10 protein-coding genes are annotated in these 21678 nt (G+C 69.6%); 6 read left to right on the forward strand and 4 right to left on the reverse strand.

Going from position 1 to position 21678, the window contains the following annotated elements; all coding sequences use genetic code 11:
* The first annotated feature begins 34 nt into the window (after positions 1 to 34).
* The 3 genes from RZ50_RS18755 to RZ50_RS18765 all read left to right on the forward strand — a co-directional run bounded on the left by RZ50_RS18755 (position 35) and on the right by RZ50_RS18765 (position 12551).
* Entirely contained in the window at positions 35 to 12073 is a 12039-nt protein-coding gene (locus RZ50_RS18755) for a non-ribosomal peptide synthetase (RefSeq protein ID WP_308271832.1), read from the forward strand.
* A 5-nt stretch (positions 12074 to 12078) separates the two neighbouring features.
* Positions 12079 to 12294: an MbtH family protein gene (locus RZ50_RS18760; RefSeq protein WP_196949056.1), complete on the forward strand. Its 216-nt coding sequence runs from the start codon at positions 12079 to 12081 to the stop codon at positions 12292 to 12294.
* A 68-nt stretch (positions 12295 to 12362) separates the two neighbouring features.
* A complete protein-coding gene (locus RZ50_RS18765; RefSeq protein ID WP_196949057.1) occupies positions 12363 to 12551 on the forward strand; it encodes a hypothetical protein in 189 nt (62 codons plus the stop codon).
* Positions 12552 to 12672: 121 nt separating this feature from the next.
* Here RZ50_RS18765 and RZ50_RS18770 read toward each other — a convergent pair whose 3' ends face one another.
* Entirely contained in the window at positions 12673 to 14280 is a 1608-nt protein-coding gene (locus RZ50_RS18770; RefSeq protein WP_196949058.1) for a tyrosinase family protein, read from the reverse strand.
* A 221-nt stretch (positions 14281 to 14501) separates the two neighbouring features.
* Positions 14502 to 15104, reverse strand: coding sequence for a DUF5134 domain-containing protein (locus RZ50_RS18775; protein ID WP_196949059.1), 603 nt, complete (start codon positions 15102 to 15104; stop codon positions 14502 to 14504).
* Positions 15105 to 15548: 444 nt separating this feature from the next.
* On the opposite strand from RZ50_RS18775, the gene RZ50_RS18780 reads away from it, so the two are divergent.
* From RZ50_RS18780 to RZ50_RS18790, 3 genes are all read left to right on the forward strand, one after another.
* On the forward strand, positions 15549 to 16700 hold the full coding sequence (locus RZ50_RS18780; RefSeq protein WP_254802876.1) for a hypothetical protein: 1152 nt from the start codon (positions 15549 to 15551) through the stop codon (positions 16698 to 16700).
* Positions 16701 to 17340: 640 nt separating this feature from the next.
* Positions 17341 to 17982, forward strand: coding sequence for a LuxR C-terminal-related transcriptional regulator (locus RZ50_RS30180; RefSeq protein ID WP_196949060.1), 642 nt, complete (start codon positions 17341 to 17343; stop codon positions 17980 to 17982).
* A gap of 251 nt (positions 17983 to 18233) precedes the next feature.
* Positions 18234 to 19574, forward strand: a complete 1341-nt coding sequence (locus RZ50_RS18790) for a GH1 family beta-glucosidase (RefSeq protein ID WP_196949061.1) — start codon at positions 18234 to 18236, stop codon at positions 19572 to 19574.
* Positions 19575 to 19691: 117 nt separating this feature from the next.
* Here the strand turns inward: RZ50_RS18790 and RZ50_RS18795 are convergent, their stop codons facing one another.
* Both RZ50_RS18795 and RZ50_RS18800 read right to left on the reverse strand, forming a co-directional pair.
* Positions 19692 to 20594: a hypothetical protein gene (locus RZ50_RS18795; RefSeq protein WP_196949062.1), complete on the reverse strand. Its 903-nt coding sequence runs from the start codon at positions 20592 to 20594 to the stop codon at positions 19692 to 19694.
* Between the two features lie 303 nt (positions 20595 to 20897).
* Positions 20898 to 21678, reverse strand: a 781-nt coding sequence (locus RZ50_RS18800; protein WP_217680643.1) for a ricin-type beta-trefoil lectin domain protein, incomplete at its 5' end; no start/stop codon positions are given.

Here is a 21678-nt window from a genome sequence, read left to right on the forward strand (position 1 = left end):
CCCGACGGGCGAGTTCGACCTTCCGGGGCTGCGGGTGACCACCGACCTGGTCCACACCGGCACGGCCAAGTGCGACCTGACCTTCATCCTGGCCGAACAGCCCGGCGAGGAGGGGCTGTCGGGGGTGGTGGAGTACAGCACCGACCTGTTCGACGAGGCCACCGTGGCCGGGATCGTCGACCGGTGGCTGCGGCTGCTCCGCGCCGTGGTCACCGACCCCGGCCGACGGATCGGCCAGGTGGACGTGCTGTCCGCTGGGGAGCGCCGCGAGCTTCTGCCTGTTGTCGAGGGTGGTGTGGTCGCGGGGGTGGTGCCGGAGTTGTTCGCGGCGCAGGTGGCGGCGTCGCCGGATGCTGTCGCTCTGGTTTGTGGTGACGTCGAGTTGTCGTATGCGCAGGTGGATGCGTGGGCGAACCGGTTCGCGCATGCGCTGATCGCGCGGGGTGTGGGGCCGGAGCAGATCGTGGCGGTGGCGTTGCCGCGGTCGGTGGAGTCGGTGGTGGCCGTCCTGGGCGTGTTGAAGGCCGGGGCCGCGTACCTGCCGGTGGACCCCGCCTACCCGGCGGCGCGCATCGCGTTCATGCTGGAGGACGCCCGTCCTTCGGTGGTGGTCGACGACCCGGCGATGGTGGCCGAGGTGGCGCAGTGGCCGGAGACCGATCCTCATGTCGTGCTCGACGTCCGGCACCCGGCCTACGTGATCTACACATCGGGTTCGACGGGTCGGCCCAAGGGTGTGGTGGTCGGCCACGGCGGTGTGGCGAGTCTGGTGGCGGCTCAGATCGAGCGGTTCGCGATCGAGCCCGACAGCCGGGTGTTGCAGTTCGCTTCGCCGAGTTTTGACGCGTCGGTGTCGGAGATCTTCACGGCCCTGTTGTGTGGCGCGGCTCTGGTGTTGCCTCCGGCGGGGGATCCGGTCGCCGCGTTGACCGATCCGGGTCTTGCGGTGACCCATGTGACGGTGCCTCCGTCCGTTCTGGCCGCCGTGCCGGAGGATGCGGTGGCCGTGTCGACGCTGGTGGTGGGGGGTGAGGCGTGTGGGCCGGAGTTGGTGACACGGTGGGCGCCGGGGCGTCGGATGGTCAACGCGTACGGTCCGACGGAGACGACGGTCTGCGCGACGATGAGCGACCCGCTCGCACCCGGCGCGGGTGTGCCGTCGATCGGGCGTCCGATCGTCAACGCGCGGGTGTACGTGCTGGATGAGCGTCTGGGCTTGGTGCCGCCAGGGGTGGCGGGGGAGTTGTATGTCGCGGGTGCGGGGTTGGCGCGCGGGTACTTGAACCGGTCGGGTCTGACGGCGAGCAGGTTCGTGGCCTGCCCGTTCGGCGTGGACGGTGAGCGGATGTACCGCACGGGTGATGTGGTACGTCGGCGCGCCGATGGTGAGCTGGAATACCTTGGCCGGGCCGACGATCAGGTGAAGGTGCGCGGCTTCCGGATCGAACCCGGCGAGATCGAGGCAGCCCTGGCCGAGCACCCTGCCGTCGCCCGAGCCGCTGTCCTCGCGCAGGGCGACCGGCTCATCGGCTACGTGGCAGCGCTCCCCGGTGCGGCCGTCCTCCCGGCGGAGCTGACGGCGCACCTGCGTGATCGGCTGCCGGACTACCTGGTCCCGTCGGCGTTCGTGGTGTTGGACGTGTTGCCGTTGACGGCGAACGGGAAGCTGGACCGGGCGGCGCTGCCCGCCCCCGACCTCGGTTCGGCCGGGGTTGGGCGGGCGCCGCGTTCGCCGCAGGAGCAGGTCCTGTGTGAGCTGTTCGCCGAGGTGCTCGGCCGGTCTCGGGTCGGCGTGGAGGAGGACTTCTTCGATCTGGGTGGGCATTCGTTGCTCGCCACCCGGCTGGTGTCGCGGGTTCGGGCGACGTTGGGTGTGGAGCTGGAGCTGCGCAGCCTGTTCCGGACGCCGACGCCGGCCGGGCTCGCGGCCGGGCTGCGCGATGCGGGCTCGGCGCGCCAGGCCCTGGTCCGCAGGGATCGGCGCGAGCCGATGCCGTTGTCCTTCGCGCAGCGTCGGCTGTGGTTCCTCCAGGAGTTCGGAACACCGAGCGCCACGTATCACATGCCGCTCGCGCTGCGGCTGTCCGGCGAGCTGGACCGGGGTGCGCTGAGTGCGGCGCTCGCGGACGTGGTGGCCCGGCATGAGACCCTGCGCACGGTCTTCCCGCAGAGTGACGGGGTTCCGTGCCAGCGGGTTCTGGACGCTGCGGAGGTCGTCGTCCCGCTGACGGTACGTGTGGCTGGTGAGGCGGAGATCCCGGCTCTGTTGCATGAGGCGGCGGTGCGGGGGTTCGATCTGGCGTCGGAACTGCCGCTGCGGGCGGAGCTGTTCGAGTTGGCGGCGGATGAGCACGTGCTGTTGTTGGTGCTGCATCACATCGCGGGTGACGGGTGGTCGTTGGGTCCGCTGAGCCGCGACCTCGCGACCGCGTACGCGGCGCGTTGCCGGGGCGAGGAGCCGGGTTGGGTGCCGTTGCCGGTGCAGTACGCCGACTACACCCTGTGGCAGTACGAGATCCTGGGTGACGAGCGTGATGTGAACAGTGCGTTGGCCCGCCAGGTCGCTTACTGGGCTGAGGCGTTGGCCGGGTTGCCCGATCAGTTGCAGCTGCCGGTGGACCGGCAGCGTCCGGCGGTGGCGTCGTATCGTGGCGATTTGCTGGAGGTACGGATCGACGCCGAGCTGCACGCTGCCCTGGTGGGGTTGGCGCGGCGTTCGGGTGCGAGTCTGTTCATGGTGTTGCAGGCGGGGCTTGCGGCGTTGTTCACGCGGCTGGGTGCGGGGACGGACATCGCGATCGGGAGTCCGATCGCGGGTCGTACGGACGAGGCGTTGGACGAGCTGGTCGGGTTCTTCGTGAACACGCTGGTGCTGCGGACGGACACGAGTGGTGATCCGTCGTTCGCGGAGTTGTTGGGGAGGGTGCGGGAGCGGGCGCTGTCGGCGTACGCGAACCAGGATGTGCCGTTCGAGCACCTGGTGGGGGTGGTGAACCCGTCCCGGTCGCTGTCCCACCATCCGTTGTTCCAGACCATGCTGGCCGTGCAGAACGCGCCGGGCGGCGACTTCGACCTGCCCGGCGTGAGGGCATCCGGGATGACCGTGCCGACCGGGACCTCACGGCTCGATCTGATCTTCAGCCTGGCGGAGCAGCACGGTTCCGACGGCTCGCCGTCCGGTCTGAATGGTGTGGTGGAGTACGCCGCTGACTTGTTCGACCGTTCTTCGGTGGAGAGTCTCTTCGCCCGGTGGACCAGGTTGCTGGCGGCGGTCGTGGCTGCTCCGGAGCTGCCGATCGGCGGGATCGATCTGCTGTCCGTTGGGGAGCGCCGTGAGCTGCTGCCTGTTGTCGAGGGTGGTGTGGCTGCGAGGGCGGTGCCGGAGTTGTTCTCGGCGCAGGTGGCGGCGTCGCCGGATGCGGTCGCGCTGGTCTGCGGCGATGTCGAGTTGTCGTATGCGGAGGTGGATGTGTGGGCGAACCGGTTCGCGCATGCGTTGATGGCGCGGGGTGTGGGGCCGGAGCAGGTCGTGGCGGTGGCGTTGCCGCGGTCGGTGGAGTCGGTGGTGGCGGTTCTGGGGGTGTTGAAGGCGGGGGCCGCGTATTTGCCGGTGGATCCGTCGTATCCGGAGGCGCGGATCGCGTTCATGTTGGAGGATGCGCGGCCGTCGATGGTGGTCGATGATCCGGCGATGGTGGCCGAGGTGGCGCAGTGGCCGGACACTGATCCGGAGGTTGCGCTGGATGTTCGGCACCCGGCGTATGTGATCTACACGTCGGGTTCGACGGGTCGGCCCAAGGGTGTGGTGGTCGGTCATGGCGGTGTGGCGAGTCTGGTCGCGGCCCAGATCGAGCGGTTCGCGATCGAGCCCGACAGTCGGGTGTTGCAGTTCGCTTCGCCGAGTTTCGATGCGTCGGTGTCGGAGATCTTCACGGCGCTGCTGTGTGGTGCGGCGCTGGTATTGCCTCCGGCGGGGGATCCGGTCGCTGCGTTGACCGATCCGGGTCTCGCGGTGACCCATGTGACGGTGCCTCCGTCGGTCCTGGCCGCCGTGTCGGAGGACTCGGTGTCCGTGTCGACGCTGGTGGTTGCGGGGGAGGCGTGCGGGCCGGAGCTGGTGGAGCGCTGGGCGTCGGGCCGAAGGATGATCAACGCGTACGGTCCGACGGAGACGACGGTGTGCGCGACGATGAGCGACCCGCTCGCACCCGGCGCGGGTGTGCCGTCGATCGGGCGTCCGATCGTCAACGCGCGGGTGTACGTGCTGGATGAGCGTCTGGGCTTGGTGCCGCCGGGGGTGGCGGGGGAGCTGTACGTCGCGGGCGCGGGTCTGGCGCGCGGCTACCTGAATCGGCAGGGCCTGACGGCCGGACGGTTCGTGGCCTGCCCGTTCGGGCCGGCGGGCGCCAGGATGTACCGCACCGGCGACCTCGTGCGCTTCCGTACCGACGGCCAGCTCGAATACGTCGGCCGGGCCGATGATCAGGTGAAGGTGCGTGGGTTCCGGATCGAACTCGGTGAGATCGAGGCGGCGTTGGCCGCGCATCCGAGCATTGCTCAGGCGGTCGTCATCGCCCGCGAGGAGCGGCCGGGGGACAATCGGTTGGTTGCCTATCTGGTGCCTGTCGCCGGTGTGGAGCTCCGTTCGGAGGGGTTGCGGGGCCATCTGCGTGATCGGCTGCCGGATTACATGGTGCCGTCGGCGTTCGTGGTGTTGGACGTGTTGCCGTTGACGGCGAACGGGAAACTGGACCGGGCGGCGCTGCCCGCTCCCGACCTTGGTTCGGCCGCGGTCGGTCGGGGGCCGCGTTCGCCGCAGGAGCAGGTCCTGTGCGAGCTGTTCGCCGAGGTGCTCGGCCGGTCTCGGGTCGGCGTGGACGGTGATTTCTTCGATCTGGGTGGGCATTCGTTGCTGGCCACTCGGTTGGTGTCGCGGGTTCGGGCGACGTTGGGTGTGGAGCTGGAGCTGCGTAGCCTGTTCCGGACGCCGACGCCGGCGGGGCTCGCGGCTGGGTTGGCGGGAGCCGGTCAGGCCCGGCTGGCGCTGGTCCGTGGGGAGCGGCCGGAGCGGGTCCCGTTGTCCTTCGCGCAGCGTCGGCTGTGGTTCCTGCACCAGCTGGAGGGCGTCGGTGCCACGTATCACATGTCGCTGGCGTTGCGGTTGTCCGGTGAGCTGGACCGAGGTGCGCTGAGTGCGGCGCTCGCGGACGTGGTGGCCCGGCACGAGACCCTGCGGACGGTCTTCCCGGCCGTGGATGGAGTGCCGTACCAGCGGGTTCTGGACGCTGCGGAGGTTGCCGTCCCGCTGACCGTGCGCGCGGCCGGTGAGGCGCAGATCCCGGCTCTGTTGCACGAGGCGGCGGTGCGGGGGTTCGATCTGGCGTCGGAACTGCCGCTGCGGGCGGAGCTGTTCGAGTTGACGCCGGATGAACACGTGCTGTTGGTGGTCATGCACCACATCGCGGGTGACGGCTGGTCGATGGGTCCGCTGAGCCGCGACCTCGCGACCGCGTACGCGGCGCGCTGCCGGGGCGAGGAACCGGGTTGGGCGCCGTTGCCGGTGCAGTACGCCGACTACACCCTGTGGCACGACCGACTCCTCGGGGACCGCACCACCGCCGGGAGCCTGTCCGCCCGTGAAGCGGCCTACTGGACGGGGCAGCTCGCCGACCTGCCCGAGCAGATCCGGCTGCCCGCCGACCGGCCGCGCCCGGCGGACACCTCCTACCGTGGCGGACATCTGGCCATCGACCTGGACCCGGAGTTGCACGGCGCGCTGGTGCGCCTGGGCCGGGAGCACGGCGCCAGCGTCTACATGGTGCTGCAGGCCGCGTTGGCGGCGCTGCTGGACAAGCTCGGCGCGGGCACCGACATCCCGGTCGGCAGCCTGATCGCCGGCCGGACCGACCAGGCCCTGGACGAGCTCGTCGGGTTCTTCGTCAACACCCTGGTGCTCCGCACCGACACCTCGGGCGACCCGACCTTCGCCGAGTTGCTGACCCGGGTCCGGGAGACCGCGCTCGGCGCGTACGCGCACCAGGACCTACCGTTCGAGCAACTGGTGGAGATCACCAACCCGTCCCGGTCGCTCGCCCGTCAGCCGCTGTTCCAGGTGCTGCTCGCGCTGCAGAACGTGCCTCACGCCGAGTTCGCGCTGCACGGCCTGCGTGCCGAGTTCCTGCCGGTGGGGATGCCCACGGCGATGTTCGACCTCGGCTTCCACCTGATGGAGCGTGCCGGAACCAGCGGGTCGGCCGAGGGCATCATCGGGCGGGTCGAGTACAGCACCGACCTGTTCGACCACGCGACGGTGGAGGTGCTGGTCGCCCGGTGGCTGCGGCTGCTGGCGACGGTGGTCGCCGAGCCCGACCGGCCGCTGAGCCGGATCGACGTCCTCACCGCCGAGGAGCGGCACGAGCTGCTGGTCTCGCGCAACGACACGGCGTGCCAGGCTCCCGCCGCCGGCCTGCCGTCCCTGTTCGAGGCGCAGGTCCGGGCGACCCCGGAGGCCTCGGCGGTGGTGTTCGAGGACACGGTGCTGACGTACCGCGAGCTGAATCGCAGGGCCAACCGCCTGGCACATGCGTTGATGGCGCGGGGGGCGGGTCCGGAGCAGGTCGTGGCGGTGCGGTTGCCGCGTTCTGCCGAGTTGGTGGTGGCCGTTCTCGCGGTGTTGAAGACGGGGGCGGCGTATCTTCCGGTGGATCCGGAGTACCCGGCTGCCCGCATCGCCTACATGCTGGAGGACGCACGGCCGGCCGTGGTGCTCGACGACCTGGCGGCGGTCGCACCGGCAGGGGAGTGGCCGGATTCCGATCCGGACGTCGTCGTGGACGCGCGGCATCCTGCCTACGTCATCTACACCTCCGGCTCCACCGGCCGGCCCAAGGCCGTGGTGATGCCTGCGGCGGGGTTGTTGAACCTGCTGGCGTGGCACCATCGGGCGGTCGGTGGCGAACCGGGCACGCGTACGGCGCAGTTCACCGCGATCAGTTTCGACGTCTCGGTGCAGGAGGTGCTCTCCGCGCTGCTGTACGGCAAGACGCTGGTGGTGCCGACGGAGGAGCAGCGCCGCAGCGCCGAGCTGTTCGCCCGCTGGCTGGACCGGCATCGGGTCGAGGAGCTGTTCGCGCCGAATCTGGTGATCGAGGCGCTGGCCGAGGCGGCCGAGGAGGCCGGGCTGGAGCTGCCGCATCTGCGGCTGGTCGCGCAGGCCGGTGAGGCGATGCGCCTGGGTGGTGCGGTACGGCGCCTCCAGTCCCGCAGGCCGGGCCGGGTGCTGCACAACCACTACGGCCCCGCCGAGACCCATGTGATCACCGCCTACCCGCTGCCGGCCGACCCGGCCGACTGCCCGTTGCCGGTGCCGATCGGCCGTCCGATCACCAACTGCCGGGTGTACGTGCTGGATTCGTCACTTCGGCCGGTCGCCCCGGGTGTGCTGGGGGAGTTGTACGTGGCGGGCGCGGGGTTGGCACGTGGGTACTTGAACCGGTCGGGTTTGACGGCGAGCAGGTTCGTGGCCTGTCCGTTCGGTGCGGACGGTGAGCGGATGTACCGCACCGGGGATCTGGTGCGGTGGCGTGCCGGCGGTGAGCTGGAGTATGCGGGCCGGGCCGATGATCAGGTGAAGGTGCGTGGGTTCCGGATCGAACTCGGTGAGATCGAGGCGGCGTTGGCCGCGCATCCGAGCGTTGCTCGGGTGGCCGTCATCGCCCGCGAGGAGCGGCCGGGGGACAATCGGTTGGTTGCCTATCTGGTGCCTGTCGCCGGTGTGGAGCTCCGTTCGGAGGGGCTGCGGGGCCATCTGCGTGATCGGCTGCCGGATTACATGGTGCCGTCGGCGTTCGTGGTGTTGGACGTGTTGCCGTTGACGGCGAACGGGAAGCTGGACCGGGCGGCGCTGCCCGTGCCCGACCTCGGTTCGGCCGCGGGGACGGGCCGGGGGCCGCGTTCGCCGCAGGAGCAGGTCCTGTGCGAGCTGTTCGCCGAGGTGCTCGGCCGGTCTCGGGTCGGCGTGGAGGACGATTTCTTCGATCTGGGTGGGCATTCGTTGCTGGCGACCCGGTTGGTGTCGCGGGTTCGGGCGACGTTGGGTGTGGAGCTGGAGCTGCGTAGCCTGTTCCGGACGCCGACGCCGGCGGGGCTCGCGGCCGGGCTGGCAGGAGCCGGTCGGGCCCGGCTCGCGCTGGTCCGTGGGGAGCGGCCGGAGCGGGTCCCGTTGTCCTTCGCGCAGCGTCGGCTGTGGTTCCTCCAGGAGTTCGGGACGCCGAGCGCCACCTATCACATGCCGCTCGCGCTACGGCTGTCCGGTGAGCTGGACCGGGTGGCCCTGGAGGAGGCGCTCGGCGATGTCGTCGGCCGGCACGAGACCCTGCGCACGGTCTTCCCGGCCGCGGACGGAGTGCCGTACCAGCGGGTTCTGGACGCTGCGGAGGTCGTCGTCCCGCTGACGGTACGTGTGGTCGGTGAGGCGGAGGTGTCGTTCCTGTTGTATGAGGCGGCGGTGCGGGGGTTCGATCTGGCGTCGGAACTGCCGCTGCGGGCGGAGCTGTTCGAGTTGGCGGCGGATGAGCACGTGCTGTTGCTGGTGCTGCATCACATCGCGGGTGACGGGTGGTCGTTGGGTCCGCTGAGTCGCGACCTCGCGACCGCGTACGCGGCGCGTTGCCGGGGCGAGGAACCGGGTTGGGTGCCGTTGCCGGTGCAGTACGCCGACTACACCGTGTGGCAACACGAGGTACTCGGGGACGAACACGACGCCGACAGCGTGATGGCCCAGCAGGTGTCCTATTGGACAGAAGCATTGGCCGGACTGCCCGACCAACTGCAGCTGCCGGTGGACCGGCAGCGTCCGGCGGTGGCGTCGTACCGTGGCGACCTCCTGGACGTCCGGATCGACGCCGAACTGCACGCTGCCCTGGTGGGGTTGGCGCGGCGTTCGGGCACAACCCTGTTCATGGTGTTGCAGGCGGCGCTTGCGACGCTGTACACGCGGCTGGGTGCGGGCACGGACATCGCGATCGGGAGTCCGATCGCGGGTCGTACGGACGAGGCGTTGGACGAGCTGGTCGGGTTCTTCGTGAACACGCTGGTGCTGCGGACGGACACGAGTGGTGATCCGTCGTTCGCGGAGTTGTTGGGGAGGGTGCGGGAGCGGGCGCTGTCGGCGTACGCGAGCCAGGATGTGCCGTTCGAGCATCTGGTGGGGGTGGTGAACCCTTCTCGGTCGCTGTCCCACCATCCGTTGTTCCAGACCATGCTGGCCGTGCAGAACGCACCGGGCGGCGACTTCGACCTGCCCGGCCTGGACGTGGCCACCTACCCGGTGGCGGCCGGAACTGCCAAGTTCGACCTCGGTGTGAGCCTCGCCGAACAGTTCGGGCCGGACGGAAGCCCGGCTGGGATCGTCGGTGCGGTGGAGTACGCCACTGATCTGTTCGACCGTTCTTCGGTGGAGAGTCTCTTCGCCCGGTGGACCCGGTTGCTGGCGGCGGTCGTGGCTGCTCCGGAGTTGCCGATCGGCGGGATCGACCTGTTGTCGGCCGGGGAGCGCCGTGAGCTTCTGCCTGTTGTCGAGGGTGGTGTGGTCGCGGGGACGGTGCCGGAGTTGTTGGCGGCGCAGGTGGCGGCGTCGCCGAATGCGGTCGCGCTCGTCCACGGCGATGCGGAGTTGTCGTATGCGCAGGTGGATGCGTGGGCGAACCGGTTCGCGCATGCGCTGATCGCGTGGGGTGTGGGGCCGGAGCAAGTGGTGGCGGTGGCGTTGCCGCGGTCGGTGGAGTCGGTGGTGGCGGTTTTGGGCGTGTTGAAGGCGGGGGCCGCGTATTTGCCGGTGGATCCGTCGTATCCGGAGGCGCGGATCGCGTTCATGTTGGAGGATGCCCGGCCGTCGGTGGTGGTCGACGATCCGGCGATGGTGGCCGAGGGTGACTGGCCGGAGACCGATCCTCATGTCGTGCTCGACGTTCGGCACCCGGCGTACGTGATCTACACCTCGGGTTCGACAGGTCGTCCCAAGGGTGTGGTGGTCGGCCACGGCGGTGTGGCGAGTCTGGTCGCGGCTCAGATCGAGCGGTTCGCGATCGAACCCGACAGCCGGGTGCTCCAGTTCGCCTCGCCCAGCTTCGACGCCTCGGTGTCGGAGATCTTCACCGCCCTGCTGCGCGGCGCGGCCCTGGTGCTGCCCCCCGCGGCCGAGCCGCTCGCCGCGCTGACCGACCCGGCCCTCGCGGTGACCCACGTGACGGTGCCACCGTCCGTCCTGGCCGCCGTGCCGGAGGAGGAGATTGCCGTCTCCACCCTGGTGGTTGCGGGGGAGGCGTGCCCGCCGGAGCTGGTGGAACGCTGGGCGCCGGGCCGAAGGATGATCAACGCGTACGGTCCGACGGAGACCACGGTCTGCGCGACGATGAGCGACCCGCTCTCGCCCGGCGCGGGCGTACCGCCGATCGGCCGTCCGATCGTCAACGCGCGGGTGTACGTGCTGGACGAGCGGCTGGGCCTGGTGCCGCCAGGGGTGGCGGGAGAGCTGTACGTCGCGGGCGCGGGTCTGGCGCGCGGCTACCTGAACCGGTCGGGTTTGACGGCGAGCAGGTTCGTGGCCTGCCCCTTCGGCGTGGACGGTGAGCGGATGTACCGCACCGGGGATCTGGTGCGGTGGCGTGCCGACGGTCAGCTCGAATACGTCGGCCGGGCCGACCAGCAGGTGAAGGTGCGCGGCTTCCGGATCGAACCCGGCGAGATCGAAGCGGCGTTGGCCGCGCACCCCGGCATTGCCCAGGCGGCCGTCATCGCCCGCGAGGACCGGCCGGGCGACACCCGGATCGTCGCCTACCTGGTGCCCGCTCGCGAGGGCGCGCCCGAGGCGGGCGGGCTGGCGGACCGGCTGCGGCGCGAGCTGCCCGCGTACATGGTGCCGTCGGCCTTCGTCACTCTCGACGAACTCCCGCTGACCGCCAACGGCAAGCTGGACCGGGCCGCCCTCCCGGCCCCCGACTACGGGGCGCCGGGCGCCGGGCGCGGCCCCCGGACCCCGCAGGAGCAGCTGCTGTGCGGTCTGTTCGCCGAGGTCCTCGGCCGGGAGCGGGTGCGCATCGACGACGGGTTCTTCGACCTGGGCGGGCACTCGCTGTTGGCCGCCCGCCTGCTCTCCCGTGTCCGCGAGACCCTCGGCGTCGCGGTGGGCCTGCGCACGCTGTTCGAGGCGCCGACCGTGGCCGGGCTCACCGAACGCCTGGTCATGAACGACCCCGACGACGCGTTGGACGTGGTGTTGCCACTGCGCTCGACCGGGGACGGGACGCCGCTGTTCTGCATCCATCCCGCCATCGGCGTCAGCTGGTCGTACAGCGGACTGCTGAACCACATCGCTCCGCAGCATCCGGTCTACGCGCTCCAGGCGCGCGGCCTCGGCCGGCCCGAACCCCTGCCGACGTCCTACGAGGAGATGGCGGCCGACTACGCCGACCAGATCCAGAAGATCCAGCCCGAGGGGCCCTACCTGCTGCTCGGCTGGTCCGCCGGCGGGCTGATCGCCCACGCGGTCGCCTGCGAGCTCCAGGCCCGCGGCGAGCGGACCGCGCTGCTGGCGATCCTCGACGCCTTCCCGGTGAGGGAGCTGCCCTTCGAGGTCACCGTGCCCACCGAGCAGGACGCGCTCGTCACCGTGCTCGGCGACGACTCGGACGGGTCGGGAGGCCTGCCACTGACGCCCAGTGGGGTCGTCGAGGTCCTGCGCAAGCGGGGGAGCGCGCTGGCCGCCCTGACGGAGACGCAGGTCGAGGCGGCCGCCCACATCATGATCAACAACGCGAAGCTGGCGGTCGGCTTCGCGCCCGGCCGGTACGACGGAGACCTGCTGCTGTTCAACTCCACGATCGATCTGGACGAGAAGAAGCCCGAGCCCGGGATCTGGCAGCCGTACGTCACCGGCCGGATCGAATCGCACGAGATCGTCACCCGGCACGAGCAGATGACCGGAGCCGGTTCGTTGGCCCAGCTCGGACCGGTTCTGGCCGCCAGGCTGGCCGAGGCCACCGGTGTCACCACAACCCGCAACCAGGAGGACTGATCCCCATGACCAATCCGTTCGACGATCAGGACGGCACCTTCCTCGTGCTCGTCAACGACGAGAACCAGCACTCGCTGTGGCCGCAGTTCGCGGACGTCCCCGCGGGCTGGACCGTTGCCCACGGCCCCGACACCCACGCCGCCTGCCTGGAGTACGTCGAGCGGTCCTGGACCGACATGCGGCCCAGGAGCCTCGCCGACGCCATGAACACCCAGCCGTAGTGCGGCCGTGTGGCCGACCTGGACGTGAGGCTCGGCTCAACGACGTGCACGCCTAGCGAGGACCTCTGATGGAAACACTGCTCTACGCCGCCGAACTGGTCGAGGAAGGCGGCGCCTACAGGCTCGTCGTCCAGGACGTGGCGCGGAACACCGTCCGGACCATCCCGGTTCCCAAGGCCATGGTGGACAAGTTCCCGACCTTCCTGTCGGCGCTCGGGGCCAAGCTCAACCCCGCATCGCCGAGCAAACGCCGGTAGTACGCCCCACACCAGGAGAGGCCGGTGCCTCCGGTGGCTGTCGCAACAGCTACCGGAGGCACCGGCCTCGTCACGCGGGGGCCGGCCGTGTGGACCGGCGGGCGCGCGGCAGCGGGTCGGGTTACACGGCGGTGAGGCTGACGCGTCCGAGACGGGGCTTCGGATCCCTGACGGCCTTGCCGGGCGCCGGTTCGGGCAGAGGGGTGGACGGCACGATGACGACGTCCTTCAGGTCGTCCGGCAGGAGCCCCTGTTCGAGCAGGTAACGGACGTTGTCGGTGATGTCGAAGCTCACGGTGTGGCCACCGTGCTTGTGCATCAGACCGTCGACGTCCGCCATCCCGAAGTGGGAGATGAAGCCGACGAAGTAGGGCCCGTCCGGATCGAACTTGCCTTCGGGGTCGTTGAGGAAGACACGGAACGTCGTCCCGGGCGGCACGTCCGTGCCCACATCGTGCAGGGTGAGGATCACGCGGGTCTCCCGTGCTTCGCCGGTGACCACGGCGCGCATGATCCGGCCGATGTCGTCGGGGGCTTCCACGCCCACCGTGGTCGGTCCGTGGACGCTGTGGATCTGCGGGGGGTCGGCGGAGACCGCGGCCGCGACGGGCTCGCCCACCTGGGTGACCCGTTGCGGAAGCGGACGAGGGCGAGGGGTGCCCGTTCCGCTGGTCTGGTCGTCGTACGTGTAGTCGCGCGTGTCCAGGAACTCGCGGCACCTGGGATTCTGGATGATCCCCTTCTCGTCGTAGAAGGCGAACTGGCGGTCCAGCCAACCGGGGGAGTCGGGGTTCTGGTTGCCCTTCTTCAACCAGATCCACCAGAGCCGGTCGATGTTGCTGTGGTGCAGGAAGAAGATCGGATCGCGGGCGGAGACCATGAGGCCCATCCAGCCGCCGACGCCACCGTGGATCATGTTGTGCGGGACCATCTCCAGATCACCGAAGCCGGGCACCATGATGTGCGGCATGGCTGTGCCGGTGTCCTCGCTGCCGAAGCTCGGCTGGGGGACCGTCGAGGTGTGTTCCGGTGCGAAGAAGTCCGTCCGGCTCATGGCGAGGAAGGGGTTGACCTCCGGGTAGCCGGTCACCTCTTTCGCGCTGTTCGTGCCCTGGGCGCGGTGCGGGGGATTCCTCCAGTATTCCGAACAGTCGTTGATGTCCTGGAACTGACGACAGTCCGGGTCGTTGACATCGTCCGGAAGGTAGAGAGGGTTCGGGGCCGCCTGGTCGGTGCCGAACGGCTTGGACGGCATCGTCGGGGAGCGGAAGGCCGCCGGAAGGGCCCGCGTGGTGTAGTCGGTGGGGGCTGGGCCCGGGCCGGGAGGGGGAACGTCCCGCGCGTAGTTCCAGTACGGCAGGGCCCAGGTGTCGGCGGGGTTCGGCTCGCCCCCGCCGAGCCCCGGGGCGGCGATCTCCTTGATGGTCGCCCGGACGATCTTTTCGAAGTACCACAGGTAGGCCCGGTGCCAGGGCAGGAAGAACCAGCCGCCGTGCGGACACTGCTCGAAGGTGAAGGGCGGCACCGTCTCGTTCGAGGGCTTGACCGTCGTGGGTGCCGTCTCGTTGCCCGGGATGCCGTGGAAGTACCCTTGGAACTTCCAACTGTTGGCGTACTGGCCCGACTGCTTCTGCATCTGTCCGACGGCCCGGGCGTACCAGTACAGCGCCGGATCCCAGGTCTTCAGCTGGGTCGCGTCCTTGCGCACGAACGTGGCACCGTTCGTCATGTCTCCTCCTCGACGTGGACGGGACGCCCGCATGAGGGCGCCCCTGTTGATCCCGCTGATCCGTACCGATGCCAACGGCCACCCGCATCGTGTTTCGCACACAAACGTTCTGGAGGGTGAACCGTTGTGCCATCCGGACGAACGTCGTGGTCATGACCGGAAATGCTCGGTGCTCGTCCCTCGCCCCCGATCGGCGGCGACCGGCATGGGCTGATCGGCTGTCAGCCCATGCCGACCAGCATGTAGAACATGCCGATGGCCATCACCGTCCGCCGCGCGGCGATCAGCCCGGGTGAGGCCGTCACCACGGGTGCCCGGGCGCTGGTCGGCCGGACGCCGGAGGCCGGGCGCCGCAGGAGCGCACCGGCTCCCCAGGCGGCGTGTGCCAGGAAGTACGCGGCCAACATGCACAGTGCCCACTCCGGCATGGCCTCATGGGTGCCGTACGCGGCACCGCCACCGGAGTGGTGATGCGCCGGAGCCATGAACAGCGCCAGGGCGGCCAGCGCGGCCGCGCTGAGGACGTGGTGGGGGTAGTGCTGCCAGGTGCCGGCCGACGCCGAGTGGCGGTGGCGCCCCACACGTCCCGCCAGGAGGAGCGCCGGCCAGGCCGCGGACGCGGCGAGCAGGGCCGCCCACAGGACGTGCGGCAGGGGGTCGAACGCCGGTGCCATCATCGCGGCCATGGCGAGGGCCATCACGAACTCGGTCACTTCCAGCCGTCGGTCCGCGTATCGACGCCCGGCGACGACGAACACGCAGTGGACCGCGCACCAGCCGGTCAGGGCGATCAGCAGGGCGGTGGCGATCACGGGTTCTTGCACGGGAACCCCCGTTCCATAGCCGCACTCCGGCCCGGCGAGGAGCCGTCGGCCGTCGAACGGCCCTGCACTGCGGTCGGTCGGCCGTACGTCGCCGGCTGTCCTCCCCTCACACTAGGCCGCGGTGCTGTTCGACGCCCGGGGAGGCCGGGCGGCTGCCGAAGGGGGCCGGGTCACCGTCCGTGTCCGCATCCGCGGGGCTCAGGGCATCCGCATCCGCGGGGCTCAGGGCATCCGCACCCGCGAGGCTCAGGGCATCCGCCATCGCCCGGACGCCGGGTCAGTCCGCAGGACCCGGCCCGCGTCCGCGGCATGGCATTCGGCCGACGCCGTCGCGCGGCGTGTGGAGGTGAGTGCATAGCGTGGCGTCCTGGGGGTCATCCGAGCACTTCCGCGGGTCGCGGCTGTCTGTCGAGGCCGTCCGGCCCGCCCTCCAGGAGGCAGTACATGAGACTTCGGGCATTTTCGAGCGCGCTGGCAGCCGCCGTGCTGACCATCGGCCTGACCGCCGCCGCGGCCCCGGCCGCGTACCCGGCCGAGTCCCCGACCGGGGCCGCGGACCGGCCGTTCCTCGACCGCCTGACCACCGTGTCCACCGTCGCGTCCACCGTGCCGGAGAACGGTGACGTGAACCCGTACGGCGTGTTCACGATCCGGGAGAGCACCGGTGACCTGCACCGGGGCAACGTCCTGGTCAGCAACTTCAACAACTCGGCGAACCCGCCCGCGGGCGAGCAGGGCCGGGGCACCACGCTGGTCCAGATCACCCCGGGCGGCACTCGGACCACGTTCGCCACCATCGATCCCGCCAACCTGCCCGGCCCGTGCCCCGGCGGCGTCGGGCTCACCACGGCGCTGACGGTCCTGCCCGGCGGCTGGGTCGTGGTCGGCAGCCTGCCCACCGCGGACGGCACGTCCGCCACCGCCCAGGCCGGCTGCCTGCTGGTGCTCGACAAGCACGGCACGGTCCGCGAGACGATCGCCGGAGACGGCATCAACGGGCCGTGGGACCTCACCGCCGTCAGCCACGGCCGGCGGAGCGAGCTGTTCGTGACCAACGTCCTCAACGGGACGGTCGCCGGCGGCGGCGCGGAGGTCGACCAGGGCACCGTCCTGCGGATCACCCTGTGCGACAAGGGCGACCTGCCGCCGCAACGGGAGGCCACCACCGAGATCGGCTCCGGCTTCCCCGAACGGACGGACCCGACGGCCCTGGTGGTCGGCCCGACCGGGGTCGGCCTCGGCCGCGACGGCACGCTCTTCGTCGCCGACACCGTGCTCAGCCGGATCACCGAGATCCCGAACGCGCTGAACCGGAAGGACAGCGCGGGGATCGGGCGGGTCGTCTCCTCGGGCGGCGCCCTCAACGGCCCGCTGGGCATGGCCATCACGCCCAGGGGCGACATCCTGACGGTCAACGGCGGCGACGGCAACATCGTCGAGACCACCCCGGCCGGGCGGCAGGTGGCGGTCAAGCAGATCAACAACGAGGGCACCCCGCCCGGCGCCGGCGCCCTCTTCGGCCTCGCACTCGATCTCGACCACGACGCCGTCTACTTCGTCAACAACACGGACAACGTCCTGGACGTCCTGCGCTGACCGCGGTGCCGGCGCACCCCCGGAGCAGGCCGTCCCCGCGCCGGCCTGCTCCGCAACCGTCCTCCGGCTCCGCAGCCGAGTCCATGGTTCGAGCATGACCGGGCGGAACACATCGAGGCGCCGGCCGTCCATGCGGGAATGCTGTTGGGCATCATCGCTTCAAGACGTTCGATGCACTGGCGACTCCTCCTTCAAGCAGCCGCGCGAGCCCGCCCCTGAGCTTCCAGGGACTGTCGGGCCGCATGGGAACAGCGACCGTCGTGAATTCCGCGGGTAAAGACGTCCACTTTGTGGCATAAAATCCTTATGTTTGGCAAGTGAAGTATGCGCAGTACATTGCGTTGTTGGTATCGGCACGATGCGGGCAGCTGACGGCATTGGTCACCGCGTGATTGCCGGAAGGTAGTTGAGGTACTCTCAACTCTGGCCGTATGGTCTGTACCATCCGGAAGCTGAACGTTGTGCTCGATGATGTGCGCAACTGGGACTCGCAACCACGAGGGGCGGCCTTGGCAGGCAGGTGATGTGGGGCGCATACGATGTCGTGGCGTCGCGCGCCGGCTCGGATGAGGAGGGTGAAGAAATGACTGCACCGTATCGCAGCAGCCTTGGACAGACTCCCGACCAGAGCATCATCAGAGTGGCCTTCTTCATCGATGACGAACTCCTTCGCTTAGGGCTCCAGGGCCTCGCACGCAATCTCGCGGGCGAGATCGAGGCGGTCTTCGTCGCGCGGGAGGCGAACCTGAACGGAACCCTCGCGGGGCGCGCGCCACAGGTGGTCGTCGTGACCGCTGCGAGCAGCGCCAAGCCGCCGATGGGCGACGTGCCGGCGGAACATCCCCCTCGACGCCTCATGATCCTGGACAGGGGCCAGGTGACGGACGTGTCGGATCTGGCCAACTACACCGCCGACGGATACCTGATCCGCCAGAACCTCACCGCCGACGCACTGGGCCGGGCCCTGCGGCAATTGACGGCAGGCGAGATGGTCATTCCGGTGGAACTGGGTCGAGAAATGGTTCGCCGGGTGAGCGGGGCGGCTCCGAGAAACCGCTCGGCGACCCTCACCATTCGGGAGTCCGAAACTCTCTCCCTGCTGGTGCGGGGCATGAGCAACAAGCAGATCGGGCGGCGGCTCTCCATTTCCGAGCACGGGGCCAAGCGTCTGGTGAGCAGCGTCCTGTTGAAGCTCAATGCCACCAATCGCACGTCGGCCGTGGTCAATGCGATCAGGAGCGGCCTGGTGGACGAGGCCGATATGGACATCGACATCCACTGAGACCCGATCTGCTCCGGCCGACTGGTCATGGATTCGGTTGCGGGAGCGTTGTCGACCGAGGGAATTCCACGCCGAAAGGTTGAGCAGGGGAGCCGTCTTCGCCGCGGTCTCCTTGAGCTCGGCGTCGGAATCGGCACCATCCCGCGACATCGGCCGCCGTGACCGCGGTGTCGCCGCCCGGTCGTCCTCTGGCGCTTCGGTGCGACGTCGGTAACATGAGGTCCCCTCATGTTTCTCGTCGGGAGGCTGCCATGCCGGACCGCCGCGACCTGCCGGCAGACTTCTGCTGGGGTGCCGCCACCGCCGCCTACCAGATCGAGGGGGCGGTGGCCGAGGACGGCCGCGGCCCGTCCGTCTGGGACGTCTTCGCCGCCCGCCCCGGAGCCGTACGGGACGGGCACACGGGGGCGGTGGCCTGCGACCACTACCACCGGTACCCCGAGGACGTCGCGCTGATGAAGGACCTCGGGCTGGACGGCTACCGGTTCTCCATCTCCTGGCCCCGCGTCCTGCCCACCGGCGCGGGCGCCGTCAACCCGGCCGGACTCGCCTTCTACGACCGCCTCGTGGACGCCCTCCTCGACGCCGGCATCACCCCGCTCCCCACCCTGTTCCACTGGGACCTCCCGCAGGGCCTGGAGGACAACGGTGGCTGGCTCCACCGCGACACCGCGTACCGCTTCGCCGACTACGCCACCGTCGTCGTCGACCGACTCGGCGACCGCGTCCCCGCCTGGATCACCCTCAACGAGCCCTTCGTCCACACGGTGTTCGGCTACGCCCTCGGCACCCACGCCCCCGGCCGCACCCTGATGTTCGAGGCCCTCCCGGCTGCCCACCACCAGCTCCTCGCCCACGGCCTGGCCGCCTCGATCCTGCACGACCGCGGACTGGAGGCGATGCTCTCCAACAACCTCACCCCGGTCGAGCCGGCCTCTCCCGCCGAGCCCGATCTCGCCGCCGCCCAGGCCTACGACGCCCTCCACAACCGGCTGTTCACCGACCCCGTCCTCCTCGGCCGCTACCCCGACCTCTCCGCCCTCGGCGTCCCCGACGACATCTTCGGCGCCGTCCGTCCCGGCGACACCAACCTCATCCACGCCCCCGGACTCGACGGCCTCGGCCTCAACTTCTACAACCCCACCCGCGTCGCCGCCCCCACCGAACCCGGCCTGCCCTTCGACCTGGTCGACATCCCCGACGTCCCCCACACCGCCTTCGGCTGGCCCGTCGTCCCCGACGCCCTCCGCCAACTCCTCGTCAACCTCAAGGAGTTGTACGGCAAGGCCCTCCCACCCATCACCATCACCGAGAACGGCTGCTCCGTCGCCGAGTCCACCACCCCCGACCAACCCCGCATCGACTTCATGGCAGCCCACCTCGACGCCCTCGCCGTCGCCATCTCCGCAGGCGTCGACGTCCGCGGCTACTACACCTGGTCCCTCCTCGACAACTACGAGTGGGCCGAGGGCTACCACCAACGCTTCGGCCTCGTCCACGTCGACTTCGCGACGCAGCGGCGCACGCCGAAGGCCTCGTATGCCTGGTACCGAGACCTCATCGCCGCCCACCGGGCGCGGTACGAGAAGTAGGAAGACCGATATATCTGGCAATCCAATTGTCGGATGGCCGAGTCGTGGGAAGGGTGTCAACTGCAGTTGCGGTCCCGCGCTACGGGCACGGTGACGGGCGCACGCACGGCCTCCAACTCACAGAAGCGGCAGGAGGATCTCGTCAATGGGGCGGCACTTCACCGGATCGTCGACGATCAGGCGGCGCCCAGGGCCGATTCGTACCTGGCCCTCGACGATGACGGCGCGTTGGGCCTGGTGCCAGGAGACAGCCTCCTGGTAGTGCTCGAACGGGAGTCGGACGCGGATCTCCGACATCCGCCCTCGGCGGACTGTCGAGATGGTGACCCAACCGAAGGGCTCGTCGGTAACGTGGCGCAGTTCCACGATGCTGCCCGAGAACGTCGAACGGGCATCGATACGGCTCTGCTTGAGCTGAATCGCAACCTCCTCGATCTTCTGAGAGGCGTCGCTGTCGATGACCACGGAGTCAGGCATGGTGGACGGAGCGGGCAGTGATTCGGCCCAACCAAACCTGGTCTCGAACTCGCCGACTGCCGGTTCGGCCAGGATCTGTGCCAGAGCTGAGCAGAATTCCCTGCTGACACCGCGTTCCACGACCGAGTGAAGGTCGCTCTTGGTGGGTGAGTGCTCGGGGTCGACGATGATCTCCTTCACCGCCATGATCGACTGAGCGAAGGTTCGGGTGACACGTCGTTCGAACGGTTCAGGGGGCGAGAGCAGCACTTCCACGTTGGGCAGGGCCGGTTGTTCGTAAGAGCGGTGCTCAGGCTCGGAAAGCGGCACCAGGAGCGGGATGATGAATGACCCCTCCTGAGTGTGGTCCATCCGCGCCTTCCTGAGAACCTCGTCCCCTCGGCGTGCGTAGTTCCCGCCGATGTCGCCGCGCTCGTTCCAAGCCGTGGTTCCAGCGGCGCGAAGAAGCTTCCGGGCAGAACTGATGACGGTCGAAGCCGCCTCGAACGGGATGGTGTCGGTGATCCGATGGTCGTTGGCCGCGCGCAGGAGAGTCACATCCATGCGGTGGTAACGAATTCTGGGCCCGAGGAGTGCTGCAGTCGTGCCTTCGTGAGTGGCGAGGCGGTCGAGGATTCCCTTGGCAATGACGGAATCGTTCCCATCGATTGCTGGGACGCCGTCAACTCGACGGTCAGGAAGCCGGTTTGGAAGTGCTTGATGGCTCGGGCGAGCATGGGCTCCGGGTCGGTTGCTGCCCGTTCCGTCTGGGTGTGCCTCGCTCTGGCGGGAGGCTGTCCGGGTGCTGGAAATGCGGGAGGTCTGCCCCCCGGGGTTCGGGAGGCAGACCTCGTGATCGCGGTCAGGTCAGGCGTTGTTCGGCTTGAGTGTCCAGTTCTGCTCGGGTCCGCCGTTGCAGTCCCAGAGGATGAGTTGGGTGCCGTTGGTGGTGACGGAGGCGGGGTCCGCGAGGCATCGGCCGGAGCCGGGGTTGTAGATCGATCCGTCGGCCCGGGGGATGAACTGCTGGGCCGGGTTGGACTTGGCGTCGCCCCAGCAGGTGTACCACTGGATCGGTGTGCCGTTGCCGGTACCGGAGTTGGTGGCGTCCAGGCAGCCACCGAGCAGGTTGGCCTGGCCGTTCGGGTTGAAGGTCCACTGCTGGGCGGTTCCGCCGTTGCAGTCCCACATCTGGACCTTCGAGCCCGGGGTGGTGCTGGCTCCGTTGTCGTCCACGCACTTGGCGGTGTTGACGTTGGAGGTCAGCGGGCCGGGGGTGCTGCCGGGAACGGTCGCGCCCTGGTAGACCGCGACGTCGGCGATGCCGCCCTTGAACGGGTTGTTGGGCTGGCCGGCGTTGAAGTAGCGGCCGATCACGAGTTTGCCGGTGGGGGCCATGGTGGTGGTGTGCATGCCGGTGGCGGCGAGTGCGCCGTTGACGTAGAGGGCCATCTGGCCGGTGGTGGCGTCGTAGCTCGCGGTGAGCTTGGTCCAGACGCCGAGCTGCACGCGGGCAGCGGAGTTCTGGCGTGCACTGCCGTTGACGGGGTTGGTGTGGTCGTAGGACCAGCCGGAGTCGGAGGTCGACATGCCGAAGGTCCAGGTGGTGACGCCGGATTGGAAGGTGCCGGGCCAGATCATGAAGTTG

The sequence above is a fragment of the Kitasatospora sp. SUK 42 genome (genome assembly GCF_015776785.2).
GTDB lineage: Bacteria > Actinomycetota > Actinomycetes > Streptomycetales > Streptomycetaceae > Kitasatospora.

Bases quoted from the DNA above. Each gene is read 5' to 3' on its own strand.
- RZ50_RS18760 (WP_196949056.1), top strand. From the start codon at position 12,079: ATGACCAATCCGTTCGACGATCAGGACGGCACCTTCCTCGTGCTCGTC.
- RZ50_RS18765 (WP_196949057.1), top strand. From the start codon at position 12,363: ATGGAAACACTGCTCTACGCCGCCGAACTGGTCGAGGAAGGCGGCGCC.
- RZ50_RS18770 (WP_196949058.1), bottom strand. From the start codon at position 14,280: ATGACGAACGGTGCCACGTTCGTGCGCAAGGACGCGACCCAGCTGAAG.
- RZ50_RS18780 (WP_254802876.1), top strand. From the start codon at position 15,549: ATGAGACTTCGGGCATTTTCGAGCGCGCTGGCAGCCGCCGTGCTGACC.
- RZ50_RS18790 (WP_196949061.1), top strand. From the start codon at position 18,234: ATGCCGGACCGCCGCGACCTGCCGGCAGACTTCTGCTGGGGTGCCGCC.
- RZ50_RS18795 (WP_196949062.1), bottom strand. From the start codon at position 20,594: ATGGATGTGACTCTCCTGCGCGCGGCCAACGACCATCGGATCACCGAC.